The organism is Klebsiella sp. X1-16S-Nf21 (genome assembly GCF_002837615.1).
Lineage (GTDB): Bacteria > Pseudomonadota > Gammaproteobacteria > Enterobacterales > Enterobacteriaceae > Klebsiella > Klebsiella variicola.
The window spans coordinates 16,409-32,922 of the sequence record NZ_PJDK01000061.1; the positions used below are offsets into that span (position 1 = coordinate 16,409).

14 protein-coding genes are annotated in these 16,514 nt (G+C 54.6%); 6 read left to right on the forward strand and 8 right to left on the reverse strand.

Features of this window, described 5'->3' with window-relative positions; translation table 11 throughout:
- Positions 1 to 11 precede the first annotated feature (11 nt).
- The gene (locus CW267_RS31095) at positions 12 to 317 is read right to left on the reverse strand and encodes a hypothetical protein (protein WP_064160473.1); all 306 of its coding nucleotides are present in this window, start codon (positions 315 to 317) and stop codon (positions 12 to 14) included.
- Between the two features lie 125 nt (positions 318 to 442).
- A complete protein-coding gene (gene ycgZ, locus CW267_RS22575; RefSeq protein ID WP_012542413.1) occupies positions 443 to 688 on the reverse strand; it encodes a regulatory protein YcgZ in 246 nt (81 codons plus the stop codon).
- Positions 689 to 1,018: 330 nt separating this feature from the next.
- Between ycgZ and CW267_RS22580 the strand changes: the two genes are divergently transcribed.
- Together CW267_RS22580 and CW267_RS22585 are read left to right on the forward strand one after the other, a co-directional pair.
- On the forward strand, positions 1,019 to 2,230 hold the full coding sequence (locus CW267_RS22580; RefSeq protein WP_012542412.1) for a diguanylate phosphodiesterase: 1,212 nt from the start codon (positions 1,019 to 1,021) through the stop codon (positions 2,228 to 2,230).
- A gap of 154 nt (positions 2,231 to 2,384) precedes the next feature.
- Complete coding sequence (locus CW267_RS22585) at positions 2,385 to 3,119, forward strand: MerR family transcriptional regulator (protein WP_008805715.1); 735 nt, start codon at positions 2,385 to 2,387, stop codon at positions 3,117 to 3,119.
- A 37-nt stretch (positions 3,120 to 3,156) separates the two neighbouring features.
- Here the strand turns inward: CW267_RS22585 and CW267_RS22590 are convergent, their stop codons facing one another.
- Positions 3,157 to 3,711: a helix-turn-helix transcriptional regulator gene (locus CW267_RS22590; protein ID WP_008805716.1), complete on the reverse strand. Its 555-nt coding sequence runs from the start codon at positions 3,709 to 3,711 to the stop codon at positions 3,157 to 3,159.
- An 82-nt stretch (positions 3,712 to 3,793) separates the two neighbouring features.
- Positions 3,794 to 4,009: a biofilm development regulator YmgB/AriR family protein gene (locus CW267_RS22595; protein WP_012968674.1), complete on the reverse strand. Its 216-nt coding sequence runs from the start codon at positions 4,007 to 4,009 to the stop codon at positions 3,794 to 3,796.
- Positions 4,010 to 4,743: 734 nt separating this feature from the next.
- On the opposite strand from CW267_RS22595, the gene CW267_RS22605 reads away from it, so the two are divergent.
- The gene (locus CW267_RS22605) at positions 4,744 to 5,250 is read left to right on the forward strand and encodes a hypothetical protein (RefSeq protein ID WP_012542408.1); all 507 of its coding nucleotides are present in this window, start codon (positions 4,744 to 4,746) and stop codon (positions 5,248 to 5,250) included.
- A 16-nt stretch (positions 5,251 to 5,266) separates the two neighbouring features.
- Here CW267_RS22605 and CW267_RS22610 read toward each other — a convergent pair whose 3' ends face one another.
- The 3 genes from CW267_RS22610 to CW267_RS22620 are packed head-to-tail and all read right to left on the reverse strand — an operon-like array spanning position 5,267 to position 10,380.
- Positions 5,267 to 6,190 (reverse strand): acyltransferase, encoded by a 924-nt coding sequence (locus tag CW267_RS22610; RefSeq protein ID WP_162493330.1) that lies wholly within the window; start codon positions 6,188 to 6,190, stop codon positions 5,267 to 5,269.
- Between the two features lie 38 nt (positions 6,191 to 6,228).
- Positions 6,229 to 9,294, reverse strand: a complete 3,066-nt coding sequence (locus CW267_RS22615) for an efflux RND transporter permease subunit (RefSeq protein ID WP_012542407.1) — start codon at positions 9,292 to 9,294, stop codon at positions 6,229 to 6,231.
- Positions 9,295 to 10,380 (reverse strand): efflux RND transporter periplasmic adaptor subunit, encoded by a 1,086-nt coding sequence (locus CW267_RS22620; RefSeq protein WP_012542406.1) that lies wholly within the window; start codon positions 10,378 to 10,380, stop codon positions 9,295 to 9,297.
- Between the two features lie 533 nt (positions 10,381 to 10,913).
- On the opposite strand from CW267_RS22620, the gene CW267_RS22625 reads away from it, so the two are divergent.
- Together CW267_RS22625 and CW267_RS22630 are read left to right on the forward strand one after the other, a co-directional pair.
- Positions 10,914 to 11,345, forward strand: coding sequence for a universal stress protein (locus CW267_RS22625; RefSeq protein ID WP_008805723.1), 432 nt, complete (start codon positions 10,914 to 10,916; stop codon positions 11,343 to 11,345).
- Positions 11,346 to 11,396: 51 nt separating this feature from the next.
- Positions 11,397 to 14,084: a cation-transporting P-type ATPase gene (locus CW267_RS22630; protein WP_008805724.1), complete on the forward strand. Its 2,688-nt coding sequence runs from the start codon at positions 11,397 to 11,399 to the stop codon at positions 14,082 to 14,084.
- Positions 14,085 to 14,371: 287 nt separating this feature from the next.
- Here CW267_RS22630 and CW267_RS22635 read toward each other — a convergent pair whose 3' ends face one another.
- Complete coding sequence (locus tag CW267_RS22635; RefSeq protein WP_008805725.1) at positions 14,372 to 15,655, reverse strand: putative acyl-CoA thioester hydrolase; 1,284 nt, start codon at positions 15,653 to 15,655, stop codon at positions 14,372 to 14,374.
- A 154-nt stretch (positions 15,656 to 15,809) separates the two neighbouring features.
- Between CW267_RS22635 and CW267_RS22640 the strand changes: the two genes are divergently transcribed.
- Positions 15,810 to 16,514, forward strand: a 705-nt coding sequence (locus CW267_RS22640; protein WP_165787460.1) for an amidohydrolase family protein, incomplete at its 3' end; no start/stop codon positions are given.

Below are 16,514 nucleotides of genomic sequence, written 5' to 3' on the forward strand. Positions count from 1 at the left end.
GGTTGGGACAATCAGTGGATTTTTTTAGCTTCCGGCGCCATGCTGCTCTGCGCCAGCGTTCCACTGCTTTCCCAACGGCCATTGATTTTCTTAACCTGCAAAGGCGCGTGCTTCCGCTGGAGGGCGAGCTTCGCGCAAATTTCTTCAATAACGGCAGCGATGATTTTCCTTCGCTGGCGATCTGACTCTGTGGCCTGCATCAACCGAAGCCGAACCAGCAGGGTCGGGGTGGTAATCGGGCGATTCGTTTTCAGAAGCGCGAGCACCGCCTCGCCGATGATCTCATCGGTTATTTCCTCAGTATCACTGCTATTCATAACCGTCTCTCTGCATGCCACACTCTTCCTGAATCTGATAACGGGCATTCAGGTCAGCAGCAGGTTTATGGAAGCGATCGCCCCTCATCTGCTACTGCGGTTGCAACAGGCGACGATCGATGACGTTATTCCTGACCGGCAAACAACAAACCAATTAAGGTTTGATAGTGGCTCTCTTCCTCAGGCGCACGGGCGCTGTCAAGGCGGCTCAACAGTTTGGTGCACAGGGCCTTGCGGTTGAGATGGCGCCCTTCGTTGAGAATATCCATCACGATCTGACCCAGCGTTTCCTGCTGGGAAGGTAACGATGCTTTGTTGAAATACTGGGCAATTGCGTTCGCTGTATCTGGAATGTAACCATTCTGCTGCATATGTGCTCCTTTCATTTCATTCATCTGTTAACTGCAAATAAACTTATACAATAATTAATAAGTTGTACATAGAAAGTTGCGTAATATTGCAGCGATCGTTGCTATCATGATGATTTATAATGTAATATTTGTTTTTGTTTGCGGAGATCCTGGCTTGTAAAGGTAGGGGGTAGCGTTGCATGTTGTACAAGAAAAGAAAAAAAAGAAAAAACCTTGCACAAAGAGTGGATTTTTAGTGTATCTTTTTTGTTAAGATAAAACGTAGTTTTGCAAGACGATTAGCCTGATAACTGCTACTGTGAATGCTTATCCCTCCCATCTGGAATCACTATGCTTACCACCATCATTTATCGCAGCCATATTTGCGACAATGTCTCATTCAAATCGATCGAGGCCATGGTTGCCAGGGCAAACGAGAGAAATGGGCAGGCGGATGTCACCGGTATATTACTGTTTAACGGGACGCATTTTTTTCAACTTATTGAAGGACCGGAAGAAAAGGTAAGGGATATTTATCAAACAATTGTCCTCGATCCTCGTCATTATAATCTGGTGGAGTTGTTTTGCGATTATGCACCGTCCCGTCGATTTGGTAAGGTCGGTATGGAACTGTTTGATTTACGGGAACATGATCGTGAGGAAGTACTACAGACAGTAATGGACCGGGGCACGACAAAATATCAGCTCACCTATGACGACCGGGCGCTGCAATTTTTCCGTACTTTTGTCGAATCCACGGAAAAAGCGAACTATTTTGAGATCCCTTCGGCGGACAGTTGGGTTTTTATTCCCGATAAGGACACTTTTTATCCGGACACCCCCATTATCGATAATACGGAAAGCTGGTCTTTTGCCTTTCAGCCGATCGTCGATCCTTTCGCCTGCGAAATTATCTCGTGGGAAGCGCTGCTGCGTACACCGGACGGCCAGTCTCCTGGCGCCTATTTTGCCGGGCTGGCAGGGGATGATATTTATCTCGCCGACCTGCACAGTAAGCGCGTCGCGCTGTCTCTGGCGGGTAAATTAGGTTTACGTAATAAGGCGTTAAGCATTAATTTGCTGCCGATGACCCTGGTCAAAGCGCCGAATGCGGTGGCTTTCCTGCTCGACGAAATTAGTCGCAATGACCTGATCCCGGAGCAGATTATTGTCGAGTTCACTGAGCGGGAAGTGATTTCGCGGATGGCCGATTTTACCGATGCGGTGCGCAAACTGAAGGGCGCGGGGATTAATCTTGCCATCGATCACTTCGGCGCCGGGTTTGCCGGGCTGTCGCTGCTGGCGCAATACCAACCCGACAGAATTAAAATCGACCATGAGCTGATCCGCAATATCCACCAGGACGGGCCGCGCCAGTCGATTGTACAGGCGATTATCAAATGCTGTACTTCTCTGGAGATTGCGGTCTCAGCCGTCGGCGTTGAGCGTGCTGAAGAGTGGATGTGGCTTGAATCAGCCGGGATTTCGCAGTTTCAGGGCAATTTATTCGCGGGTGCCCGCCTGGGGGGCCTGCCCGCCGTTGCCTGGCCGGAGAAGAAATGATCCACCGCGAAATCAGCTTACTATTTTTTCATCTTTTTCCCCGCGCGCTGTGAGCCACAACCTGATATCTTTATCTGTACAAGAAAATAGAGTTGTACAGGATGCCTGAATTCGTTAGTTTAGGTAAAAAGTATCAGGTTGATGTGAGGCTGCTATGGCGTTTTACAGTATCGGTGAAGTCGCCGAACGTTGCGGAATCAATCCGGTTACATTGCGCGCCTGGCAGCGGCGTTACGGTCTACTGAAACCGCAGCGCAGCGAAGGCGGGCATCGACAGTTTGATGAAGAAGATATCCTGCGCATAGAAGAGATCAAGCGCTGGATAGAGCGCGGTGTATCCGTAGGGAAAGTCAAAGCGCTGCTGGAGGATAATCTGCCGGCGGCGCGCGACGAATCCGCGCATCTTCAGGAAGAGATGATGTCCATTCTGCGTTATATGCAGCCCGCCAGAATCCGCGCCAAATTAATGGCGCTGAGCCATCAACACCCCGTTGATACCCTCATCGATAGCCTGTTAGTGCCGGTACGACAGCGTCTCAAGCTCGATCAGAATACCTCGTTGGTGATTAGCAGCCTGCTGGACGGCTTGCTCATTGACTGCGTGGCGCTGTTTCTCGCCGAAGCGCGTAAAAAAAATGGTAAAGAGACGCTGCTGGTGGGCTGGAGCAATGAAGACCGGACGCGTCTGTGGCTGGAGGCATGGCGTCTTTCGCAGCGCGGTTGGCATGTCAATGTTCTCGCTGAACCGCTGGAGTCGCCGCGGCCCGAGCTCTTCCCCGGGCAGCATATCTTTGTCTGGACCGGACGCGCCGCCACGCCACTGCAGGAGGAACTGCTCAGCCACTGGCAGGAGCAGGGCTTCAGCATTCATTTTCACGGTACGCAATAGCCCCGTCTGGGGGACAGGCCGGGGCTATTGCACCTGACTACAGGTGAATCTGACTCCAGGATTTAAAGGTTTCACTACGACTGATATTAAAAAAATCGGTCCTACCGCTACAGCCGAGCTTTTTAATCAGATTCAGCCGGATCTGATAAATGGTTTTGATGTGCAGATTTAGCGAACGACCAATGCTGGCAACCGCTTCGCCATTGCTGATAAGCTGAATAACTTTCTTTTCCCGTTCGGTAAACTGCACCGAGGCGCCCGGCGCCGGGTGTGTTTTGTAATAGCGGGTGGGCTGATGCAGGAAGATTTTTAATTCTTCCGGCGTCGAATTTGCCGGTAAGCGCAACATAGGCAGTTCACTGAGAAAATTAAGATCGTTTCCCTCAGTTAACAGAATAAATAACGTATCCCGCCGATTATAGTTATGCTCAAGCACCGCGAAATAATTGTCGCTGGTAAAAAAAACATGTTTTTTACGAAAATAAGATGCCGGCAAGGTATTCAGGATCAGCGACATCCCGTAGAGAAGAAAACGATTATCAAACCACAGATCGTAATGCTCAGAACGATAGCAAGTATTATGGTGTGACATTTTTTGAGCCCCAGTTAGCAGATGAAAACCCAGGCGTGCCGGCACAGCAGGGCTGTCCCTGCTGTCGGCGCGGTGGGATCACTTAATGATGATGTTTTTTGCTGTACAGCATATCCAACGCCTGCAGATAGAGGTCGGAAAGTATTTCATTACTTTCCGTTTGCAGGCGGTGCTGGATTTCCGTAATCATCCGCTCATTATTGATCGTGCTGTGCTGCTTCATGAGCGTGTTTTCAATATTCTTCATCAGGGCTGAATTGAAGACAAATTCTGCTGGAATGGTATTTTTAATATGCATAGCTCGAACTCTCCCACGTATAAAGCAAACTGACCATAAAAGTCGCAGCGTACCGGTGGTACGCGAAAAGTCACTAACAGGAAATGCAAAACCAGGAACCACCGCCAGACTCGCCACGCAACCGTTTAGCGTTCCCGCTTTGTTGCGCAACAAGCAGTTAACACTCAAAAACTATAGTCGGTGATCTCAGGATGTACAACTTTTTTCATAACGATATGTACAGCGAGACGGTTTATTTTTTCGTTTTAATTTTATTTGTTGATTTTAAAGGTATTTTTAATTTTATTAACTTGTACAAAAAAGCGGTTCTGTGCAGGATGCGGATACAGGGCAATCAGACAGGGGATAATGACGCAGACACGATCGGAATACGGGCTCTGTCGGTTTACGTCACTTGAGCAGAAAGAGCGCCGACGCAGGAAGGGGTACACAGCAACTCTGTCGTCGACAGGTGGCTAACTTCCGCGTCGGACCCTGAGCATAGCGGAAAACAGGTGAGGTTTTGTCTGTTTTTTGCACAATATAGTAAAGAGAGAAATATCAACCACTCCGCTATCGCCATGGTCGGTTTGTTGGCGGATTAGGCGTGTGCTACGCTTTTCTGGAACTCCATTTTCATTTCGGCACGGTTATCTTCCCCCATTTTCCTGTCGGGTGTCGCACCAGCATAACGACCGGTAAATACGGCAAAAGCATTCTGTTCATGAACAGGCATAGAGGACTGAGGAGGGATGATGCGTGGTAAAAGCGTGATGCTCCTGGCCGGGTTAGCCGCTTTCGCGCAGGCGAAAGAAATTAATCTCTATTCGGTAAATACTGGTTCCTATGTTTACCATCTGACCAATAACCACGGACAATATACTGAGAATTTTGAAAACCACTTTTTCTCGGTAGAGCGGAAATTCTCGGAAGATTCGAAATATAGTCTGCTGATTGGCACGATGAACAATAGTTTCGACGATCGTTGCCTGGCGCTGGGGGTGAGAAGAGACTGGTACCACAACGGCAGTGGATGGACCTTTAAAGGGGTCTACGGCTACACCGGCGAATTCTTCTTCGACGCCTTTGAGCATTGCGGCGATCATGGCTCCTACAAAGATTTTAAGGACGCCACCGGGATCGGCTTTTCCCCCTATATCTACCATGCCATTCAGTACAACTTTACCGACTATTTCGCCCTTGAGAGCGGCATCATTATTCCCAGCGTGTTTGTGATTAGCATCCAGTGGAGTTTCCGCTAAGTTGCCGCGTCGTTTGTCACAGGGTTATCACCTTCTTGAGCAGCGTGCTGGAGAGCACAGCGAGAGAAATGAGCACCGACAGGATAAACGTTAGCGCAATCACGCCCAGCTTGGTGGCTAACGAGTGAATAGGGATCAGCATCACCAGCAGGTGGAAAACGGAGTAGTGCAGAATATAGACCCCGGTCATCGCTTTGCTAACCGTCGCCAGCACCGCCTCCTTCAGTTCGCGGTTCTTTTTAAACTGCACGGCGTTAGCGGCGATCACCAGCAGGACGATCAGAATATAAATTTGCGATCCCGTCAGAATGAACGCATTGCGATCGGCTTTAAACAGCGCGAAGAAAAAATGGCGTTCATAAAACCAGGTAAATAAATAGACAAAGGGCAGGGCGATAATGGAGGCTTTAATCACCCGCGGGTCGCGTATCCACTCCGTGACTCGCGGATCGTTAAACAACTGCCCGGTTAAATAAAAAAGTAGCCATGTCCACAGACGATACTGCGGCGGCAGGCTGAAGAGATGTTTGTCCGGGTAGAGCACCGAGAGCAGGTCGTAACCATAAGCGCAGCACAGCAGCGTCAGAACCACGGTGAAAAACAGGCCCCGCCGCTGGCTGAGCCAGGCGATAAAGGGATGGAAGGTATAGATCACGATCAGGGCGAAAATAAACCAGGGCTGGATCAGGTAGCCGCGCTGATAAGGCTCCCAGACATAATAGACCGTTACCCAGAACAGAAAGACGATGACCACGCTTTTAATTTTGCCGATTTGCCAGTTGGCATCGTGACGCGTCTGTGCATCAAGATAACCAGCCACCACAAAAAACAACGGCGTCGCGATGGTCGAGATAAAGGTCAGCAGCCCGAGGATCCAGTGATAGTCATAATCATAGTGATCCCAGGTGTTATAGATAGTGAAAAAGGTCACCGCTGTCATACAGCCTAATGTCTTGATAATGCTGAGACCGGTACTGTTCATCGTTGAGGCGTCATATCCTTATGGTGGAAGCAAGCGTAAATTACCGGCAGAACCAGTAGCGTCAGTACGGTGGCAAAGGCGAGGCCGAACATGATCACCACCGCCATACTCTGGAAAAAGACATCGCGCAGCAGCGGGGCAAGGCCAAGCACAGTGGTAAAGGCGGTCAGCAGGATCGGCCGCAGACGAGAGGTTGCCGCATCAATGATTGCTTGTCTTTGATCTTTCTCCTGTTTTTGTTGCTCTATCTCTTCCACCAGCACAATGCCGTTGCGGATCAGCATACCGCTGAGGCTAAGCAGGCCGATTAAGGCCATAAAGCCGAAAGGGATGCCGGTCAGCAAAAAACCGGGCGTGACGCCGATCAGCGCCAGCGGGACGGTCAGCCAGATGGCAACAGCGTTTTTCAGCGAACTGAACATCAGCACCGTAATGATAAACATCACCAGATAGCCAAGCGGTAGGGTCGTGAACAGCCCTTGCTGCGCTTCACTGGAGTTTTCCGCATCGCCGCCCCATTCGATGCGGTAGCCATGCGGCAGCGTCAGCGCGTCAATGCGCGGTTTCACTCTGGCAAGGATATCGCCCGACGTTTGGCCGCTTTGCGGGCTGGGGTCGGTCTGAACGGTAAGCACGCGGGTGCGATCGCGACGGAGAATCAATGGATCTTCCCACTCCAGCGAGAAGCCATGGATGACGTTACTCAACGGAATATACTGCTGCCGGCTCTGGCTCCAGACCAGCACGTTATTCAGGTGATTGGCATCCTGTCGCTCCGCTTCCGGCGGACGGACGATAACCGGCAGCAGGTCGGCGCCCTCGCGATATAACCCGGCGCGACTGCCGGAGAAATTCATCTCCAGCGCGCTATCAATATCCTGTTTATCCACCCCCAGCTCACGTCCCAACGCCAGAGAGTATTGTGGGCGGATCACCTTGCTGCGGTTCTGCCAGTCGTTACGTACGCTGTCGGTCGCCGGATCCGCGGCGAGAATGTCGCCCACCTGACTGGCCAGCGCGCGCAGGGTATCCGGATCAGGGCCCTTAATGCGCACTTCAATCGCGCTATCGCCGGACGGGCCGAACATAATGCGTTTGGTGCTGGCGTTCACCTGCGGGTAGTTTCTGGCAATCCAGGCCTCGACGTGGCGGGTGACGGGGGCGATACTGCGCTGGTCGTCCATCCGCACCATAATCTGCGCGTAGTTGCTGTACTGGCGCTGCCCGCTGTAGGTGAGAATAAATCGCATACTGCCCTGGCCAATGGTGGAGACGGTGGTAGCCACCCCCGGCTGGCTGGCGATCGACCGCTCAATATCGCGGGTCATCTGCTCGGTGGCGTTAATATCGGTACCGTAGGGCAGCCACAGGTCGACAAAGAAAATGGGCGTATTCGATGACGGAAAGAAATTCTGCCGGACGAAGGTGAAGCCCCAGATCGCCCCGGCTAACAGCGCGCCCATCAGCACCAGCGTCAGGGTCTTTTGCTGCAGCAGTATTCGCAGCGTCTGCTGATAGCCGCGATAGAAGCGGCCGCGGTAGGGATCGGCTTTTTCCTTCGGCGCCTCGGCCGACGGGGCGTTTTTAAACAACCACCACTTGATGAGTACCGGCGTGATGGTCAGGGCGGAAAACCAGCTGAGCATCAGGGAGATCAGCAGCACCTGGAACAGGGATTTGCAATACTCCCCGGTGGAGTCTTGTGAGAGGCCAATTGGCGCGAAGGCGAGGATGGCGATGACCGTGGCGCCGAGCAGCGGCAGGGCGGAGCGGCGGATCACATAGTTAATTGCGCCCAGCAGCGGAGAGCCTTGCTGGCGGGCGATCAGCACCCCTTCGACAATGACAATGGCATTGTCCACCAGCATACTCAGGGCGATGATCAGCGCCCCGAGCGAGATCCGTTGTAACTCGATCCCCCAGATATACATGATAAGCAGGGTGCCGAGAACGTTGAGCGCCAGCGACAAAGCAATAATGATCCCGCTGCGCACCCCCATGAACACCAGCAGCACGCCGACGACGATTGCCAGGGCCATCAGGAAGTTGGTAATAAAGCCATTGACCGAGTGGGCGACCTCTGCCGCCTGATCGTAAAAAATGGCGATGTCGATACCCGCTGGTTTATCGGCGGCCATTTGCTGAAGTCGGGCTTCGAGGGCATGCCCCACGTCAATGACATTGACCCCGGGGATAAAGGAGACCCCCATGGTCACTGCCTGGCGGCCGTTGGCATGATAGATACTGGAGGGAGAGTCGGTCAGCCCGCGCGACAACGTGGCAATATCCCGCAGTCGGGTGGTGGCGCTGGCGCCATGAGGGCTGACCAGAAGATCCCCCAGTTCATCGATATTCTGAAACTCCCCGGTGGGGTGAAGGCGGATCGATTCGCTGCCGGCGCGGATCTCCCCGGCGCTGGATACCACGTTGAGCCGGGTCAGGATAGCGGCAAGCTGGTTAAGCGTAATACCGCGCGCCGCCATTTTCGCCAGCGAGATATCAACATTGATCTGCTGTGGAATCGCGCCGCCAATGGCGACTTTGCCGACGCCCGGCACCAGCACCAGCTCACGGCGCAACTGCTCGGCATAGCGCACCAGCTCAGGATTGGTAAAACTGTCGCCCGAAATGGCGAAGAAAAAGCCAAACACATCGCCAAAGTCATCATTGACGAAGGAGGGGACTACCCCCGGGGGAAAAAGCCGGCTGGCGTCACCGACGCGGCGACGCAGCTCATCCCAGATTTGCGGCAGTTCGCTGGAATGGTACTGCGAAGCAATATTCACTGTAATTTGCGATAAGCCATTCGAGGAGATGGAGCTGACGTTATCCAGCGAGGGAAGCTGCTGAATCGCGTTTTCCAGCGGCAGGGTCACCTCCTCCTCCACCTGCTGAGCGGACGCGCCAGGGTAGTGGGTGACGATCACCGCCGTTTTGATGGTGAAGGCGGGATCTTCCAGGCGGCCAATATTGAGCAGGGCGAACAGGCCACCCACCCCCAACAGCAAAATGGCTAACCAGACGCGGGTCGGGTTGTTAATAAACTGACGGGAAATGTCCATTTATAATCCTCGTTCACGCGTCCAGATCCGCACCGGCTGCCGGTCGTGGAGTTCGCTTACCCCCGCTGCAACCACCTGTTCGCCCGCACGGAGCCCTTCGGTGATCATCACTCCCTGCGAGGTCACTTCCCCGACCGTGACTCTGCGCTCCTCAAGATACAGATGGGCGTTTTCGCCTTTTACCACCCAGACGACCGGTTCATTCTTCGGTCGGTTATCGGGGTTAAACACTGCTTCCACGGGCACTACGAGGGTTTCCCGTCCGGCGCTGGCCGGCAAATTGCCGAGATTGACCGTCACGGTGCCGCTAACCCCGCCGACGGTGGGAAAATCATCTGGTCGCGGCATGGTTAAAATGATCTGCCAGGTGAGGGTGCTGTTGTCGCTGCTGCCGGTATGCTCTTTGTATTCCGCGGTAAACTCGCGGCCCGGCAGAGTATTGATCCTGACGACGGGGCGGTAGGCGGTATTGCGGATATCGAGCGAGGTGAACAGATTTTCCGGAATGCTGAAGACCACATCGAGCAGGTCGGTACGCGTCAGGGTAATCACCGGCTGGCCAGCGGCGACCACCTGATGATTACGGATATGCACGCCGGCGGCAATCCCGCCGAAGGGGGCGGTGAGACTCATTTGCGCCAGCTCTTCACGGGCAATTTTCAAGGCCGCGTTGGCGGCATCGCGATTGGCGCGCTGCACGTCCATCTCCGCCTGGGAAATCGCCTGACGTCCTGCCAGGGTCTGGAAACGATCAAACTGACGCTGGGCGAGGGTTGCCGCCGTTTGTCGCTCATTGACCCGCTGCTGGGCTTCGCGGGCATTCAGACGCGCCAGCGTTTGTCCCTGAGTTAGGGTTGCACCCTGGCGAATATCCAGTGACTCCACCTGACCACCCCGTTTAAACGACAGTTCGGTGGAGTCGCCAGACTCGATGCGGGCTGGAAACGTCCGCTGCTGGGTGTTACCCACGGCGGTGACTTGCGCCACCTTGACCATCCGGGGAGCGGCTTCGACGGACGGCGCTTTCTGATCGCAAGCGGTTGTTAATAAAATAACAACCGGGATGAGAGAAAAATAACGGTTCACAGTATTCCCCTCAGACTCATGATTTATTTTACGTTTTTATTAGGCGGCGCACGCTTATTCTGCGAGGGCGGCGACAACCAGATAGGTGAATAGTCCTACCAGTGTACAGGCGACAATGGCCAGCGCGACAAACAATCCCAGACGTAACAGGCTATAACCAAACATGATTTTCTCCCTTAACTCCCACCCGAACCGCGAATGTCATTTCGCCCGGCACAATGTGTGACCGTCGGACATTCGGTGCGGCACTCCTGCTTGTAATCAGCATAGTCGGAGAAAACATGAAGTGTTAAAAAAGAGAATACCGCGTCGCTGTTGGCGTCAAGGGGTTAAGGGCAGGAGATCTGCGGGCTTTCGCGGGCTTTTATAATATTTTTCAGTCTATTAATGGCTCATTTTCTAATGTTAATTTTCCTGTGCTACGTTTAATAACATCGATTCCGCTTGCCGCTTCTGTTGTTGAGATTTGCTTCCTCCCCAAGTATGGGGCTATTCATCACTACGCATTGTATTGGTAATAAAAGGATTATCTCATGTATAAAAATATCGTTGTTCCCGTTGACGTGTTTGATGCAGGCCTGGCCGACAAAGCCCTCTCTCATGCGAAATTCCTCGCCCAGCACTCTGCCGGGCAAATTCATCTTGTGCATGTTATTCCGGCATTTTCACCGGTATTAACGCGTGGATTTATCTCTGATGCGCGAAAGATGGAAGAGCATTTGATTTCTACCGCTAAGGAAAAACTCAGCGATCTGGTAAAGAAAAATTCTCTGGCGGAAGAGACCAGCCATCTTTATGTGCGCAGTGGCAATATTCGCGATCAAGTGATTGACCTGGCCGATGAGCTGAAAGCGGACGTGGTGATTGTCGGTTCGCGCAATCCGGGGATCCAGACCCATCTTCTGGGCTCTGAAGCGGCAAACATCGTGCGCTACGCCCATGTACCGGTTTTCGTTGTGCGCTGATGACGGCGGGATGTCGTCCTGACTTCCGCTTCAGAAATCGAGGGAGAGAGTATGAATACAGATAAACCGGGGGCGCCCTTCTATCAGCGTTCCGTCGAGGAGACGCTCGCCAGCGTGCAAAGTACGCCGGAGGGCATTAGCGGGACAGAAGCGGCCACACGCCTGCAGCAGTATGGCGAAAACGCCCTGCCGCAGAAGCCGGGTAAGCCAGCCTGGCTGCGTTTTATCGTGCATTTTAACGATGTACTGATCTACGTGCTGCTGGCGGCGGCGCTGCTGAAGGCGGTGATGGGCCATTGGATCGACATGGCGGTGATCCTCGCGGTGGCGGTCGTCAATGCGCTGATTGGCTTCATCCAGGAAAGTAATGCGGAGAAATCGCTGCAGAGTATCCGCAATATGCTGTCCAGCGAAGCGGTAGTGATCCGCCAGGGTAACCATGAAACCATCCCCACCACCTCGCTGGTACCCGGCGATATCGTGGTGATCCGCGCCGGCGACCGTATCCCCGCTGATTTACGGGTGATTGAGGCGCACAACCTGCGGGTGGAAGAGGCCATCCTCACCGGGGAGTCAACGGTGGTGGAAAAAACCACCGAGCCGCTGAGCGGCGATTTACCGCTCGGCGATCGCAGCAACCTGTTGTTTTCCGGTACCACCGTCAGCTCAGGGGCGGGCAAAGGGATCGTGGTGGCGACCGGCGGCGATACCGAGCTGGGTCACATCAACCAGATGATGGCGGGCATTGAAAAACACCGTACGCCGCTGCTGGTGCAAATGGACAAGCTGGGCAAAGCCATCTTTATCCTCATTCTGGTGATGATGGCGGCGCTGTTCGTCTTTAGCCTGCTGTTCCGCGATATGCCGGTCTCCGAACTGATGCTGTCGCTGATTAGTCTCGCGGTGGCGTCAGTCCCGGAAGGCTTGCCGGCGATTATCTCGATTATTCTGTCGCTCGGTGTGCAGGCGATGGCGCGCCAGAAAGCGATTATCCGCAAGCTGCCGACGGTGGAAACCCTCGGCGCGATGACGGTTATCTGTTCGGATAAAACCGGGACCCTCACCATGAACGAAATGACGGTGAAGGCGGTGATCACCGCGGACAGCGTCTATCGGGTGGAAGGGGATAGCTATGAGCCGGTCGGTAAGATCCACGCCATTGATGACCCGACGCCGGTCGCGGTCGCGCCTGGCACGCTGTTCGAACGCTATCTGCGTACCATCGATCTGTGTAACGACAGTCAGCTTATTAAAGATGAGAGCGGGTTGTGGAAAATCACCGGTGGCCCGACCGAGGGGGCGCTGAAGGTACTGGCGGCGAAGGTTACTCTGCCGCCGCTGACCAGCGAGCTGCGCAGTAAAATTCCTTTTGATTCGCAATATAAATACATGTCGACCCTCTACCGGCTGGGTGAAGAGGAGGTGGTGCTGGTCACTGGCGCGCCGGATGTCCTGTTCCGCTTGTGTCAATATCAACAGAGCGACAGCGGATTGCAGCCGCTGGATCTACCGTACTGGGAAGGCAAAATTGAAGAGTACGCCCGGGAAGGGCTACGGATGGTGGCCGCGGCCTGGAAGCCGGCTTCCGCAGGCCAGACGGAACTAACCCATCAGGATCTGCAGCAGGGGGTGATTTTGTTAGGGGTTGCCGGGATGATGGATCCGCCGCGTCCGGAGGCCATCACGGCGATTGCCGACTGCCTGCAGGCCGGGATCCGCGTGAAGATGATCACCGGCGACCACCCGCAAACGGCGATGAGTATCGGCAAGATGCTGGGGATTGGCAATGCGGGGAATGCCATTACCGGGCGCGAACTGGAGGTGATGGACGACGCGCAGCTGAGCGTGGCCGCGCAGCAGTATGATATCTTTGCCCGAACCAGCCCGGAAGATAAGTTCCGCCTGGTGCAGGCCCTGCAGAGCAAGAAAGAGATTGTCGGGATGACCGGCGATGGGGTGAACGATGCTCCGGCGCTGAAGCAGGCTGACGTCGGCGTGGCGATGGGGATCAAGGGGACCGAGGTGACCAAGGAAGCCGCCGATATGGTGCTGACCGATGATAACTTCGCCACCATCGCCAGCGCGGTCCGCGAGGGGCGTCGGGTGTATGACAACCTGAAGAAAACCATTCTCTTCGTCATGCCGACCAACCTTGCGCAGGGGTTACTGATCGTGATCGCGCTGCTGGCGGGCAACGTACTGCCGCTGACGCCGGTGCTGATCCTGTGGATGAACATGGCCACTTCCGCCACGCTGTCGTTTGGTCTGGCGTTTGAAGCCGGTGAGAAAAATATTATGCGGCGGCCGCCGCGTGATCCGAAAATTCACGTCATGGACGGCTTTGCCATCTGGCGCGTGGCGTTTGTGGGGTCGATGATTGCGGTCAGCGCATTTATTCTCGAAGCCTGGCTGCAGCCGCGCGGCTATTCGCCGGAGTTTATCCGTACCGTGCTGTTGCAGACCCTGGTCACCGCCCAATGGTTCTATATGCTGAACTGCCGCGTGTCGGATGGTTTCTCGTTGACGAAAAGTCTGCTGGCTAACAAAGGGATCTGGATTGTCAGCGGCGTGCTGCTGGTGCTGCAGCTGCTGATTATCTATGCGCCGTTTATGCAGATGCTGTTCGGTACCACCGGGCTGCCGTTCCGCTACTGGGTGATCACCTTCATCATCGGCTTCGCGATGTTCCTGATCGTTGAACTGGAAAAACCGCTGACCCGCAAATGGCGAACCGCCTGACGGCGTGATGTGCAGTACGCAAAAGAGAACACGCAAAAGAGAAGAGGGGGCATCGCCCCCTCTCTGGCTGACGACAAACCTGTTTCGTCATTGTGCTCGCATTTCTGCCAGGTGGCGGCATTCGCCTTACCCGGCCTACGAAAGGCTTCAATATCAAACCGTTATGCAGTTAGCTGTAGGCCCGCGCAAGCGCAGCGCCGCCGGGCAATCCCTGAAGATTGCACGTTGTCAGCAGTCTGAGAGAGGGCATCGCCCTCTCTTTTATTATGGTTCACGCTTGTTGCGCGTTACTGTTTCGGCTCGGCGACCACAGTGCTTCCCACGCCGCGGTTGTTATATTCCCACATGCGATTGACGCTATTGTCGTTGAGGTTGCGCTGCAGATTGCCTTTGGCATCTACTGCGCCAACGTTACCGCTAAAGGCACGGTTTGAACCGACCGCTGCCGCCCACGGCTGGGCGATGTTAAAGCCTTCATTGATGACGCTGTCGCGGATCACGACCTGGCCATTGCTGTTGCCGTCAACGTCCAGCGCGCGGCCCAGCTGCGCGACGTTATCGCCGGACGCGGTAAAGCGGCTGTTGGTCGCCAGGAAGCCGTAGGTCACGCTCTTCAGGGTAGCCGGCGCGAAAACATAGGCTTCTTTCTGGGTACGCGAGTTCACCACGCGGAAATCGGTGTTATCAAATACCACCGCGCCGCGACCGGATACGATATCCACATCGCCTTCAATGTAGCTGTTGGTCACCAGGGTGCGGGTCTGGCGGTTATCCTGCAGACGGTTCTGCACGCCGCTGTTGGTCACAAAGAAGGTGTTCTGACGGCCAAGAATATTGACCTTGTTGATCTGCACCTGATCGCCATCGGTGCGCAGGGCGACGGCCTGGTGAGTACCGGCGTCGACGCTGTCGCCAAGGTTGTTGGCGATGGTCAGGTTCTGCAGCTGCAGGCCGTTATTCTGCGACCAGAAGACCGCAGAGCACATCACGCCGACGGTGGCCGCGGATTTATTCTGGCAGCTATCGAACATATACCATGCCGGTTTGCCCGGCATATATTTACCGCCCGGATTGACCAGACGGCGCCAGGTGTTGCGATCCATTTCAGAATCAATGGCTTCGCTGATTTTCACGTCAATCGGTTTATCGCCGGTACCATACAGGGTCAGGGCGCCAGGCGCCGCCGGTACGTAAACCGTTCCCGGGTACTCGCCAGGCATGATGGCAATAAACAGACGGCGATTTGAATGACGGGCAATCGCCGCATCGACCGCCGCCTGGACGGTGGTATGGGTCACGCCCTGGGTTCCCGCCGGGCCAACGATAAAGTCAGGCTGTGCCGGCAGGCTGATGGCAGATGGCGTCCAGGCCGCGGCATTGGGAGTCAGCGACTGGAAATAGGCCGCCGGGGTAAAGTTTTTCGCTTCATCGGCGTTCAGAATGGGACGCGCGGTGGTGCCCGGTGCAGTCTGCGTAGAGGGCTGTTGATCGGCAGGCGTCGAGCTACAGGCGGACAGCGTCACGCCGAAGGCCAGCGCCAGCGCCAGACGGGAAACGGAATATGTGTTCATGTTGCTCCGGGCAAAATTAAGCGTAGTGAAATACCCCGGCTGAGACGCCAGGGTATAAGTCCTTTAAAACCTGCTGTTTTATACTAACTTGAACGAAACGGGAAGACATGGGCGGAAAAACTTACCGTCTTTACGCAACGTTCAGTCCTGCTGGATGGTCTTTAGTCACAAAAAAATAACATTTCCCCGCGCTATTGTTGACTTTATCGGCGTTATGAAAATAAATGTCTATACAACCCATGACAAGTTAAGCGCTATGACTCAAGCCACCTCTGAACGCGTTATCTGGCGAAACGCGCGTCTCGCCACCCTGAACCCTGATTACTCTCAACCCTACGGTCTGCTGGAGCGCCATGCGCTGCTGGTGCGCAATGGCCGCATTGAGGCAATTGTCGCCGACGCTGACGCCCCCGGCGGGCGCAGTATCGATCTCGAAGGCCGGCTGGTTACGCCGGGTTTAATCGACTGCCATACCCACCTGATCTTTGGCGGCAGCCGGGCGCAGGAGTGGGAGCAGCGGCTGAACGGCGTCTCCTATCAAACCATCAGCGCTAACGGCGGTGGGATTAATTCCACCGTGCACGCCACGCGCGACAGCAGCGAAGCTGAACTACTGGCGCTGGCGCAGACGCGTCTGGCGCGCCTGCTGCGTGAAGGGGTGACCACCCTGGAGATTAAATCAGGCTACGGTCTCGATCTGCAAAACGAACGCAAAATGCTGCGGGTCGCCCGCCAGCTGGCCGACGACAATGGCGTGGAACTGTCGGCGACGTTGCTCTCCGCCCACGCCACGCCGCCGGAATATCAAGGAGATGCCGATGGCTATATCTCGCTGGTCTGCGAGACCATACTGCCGACG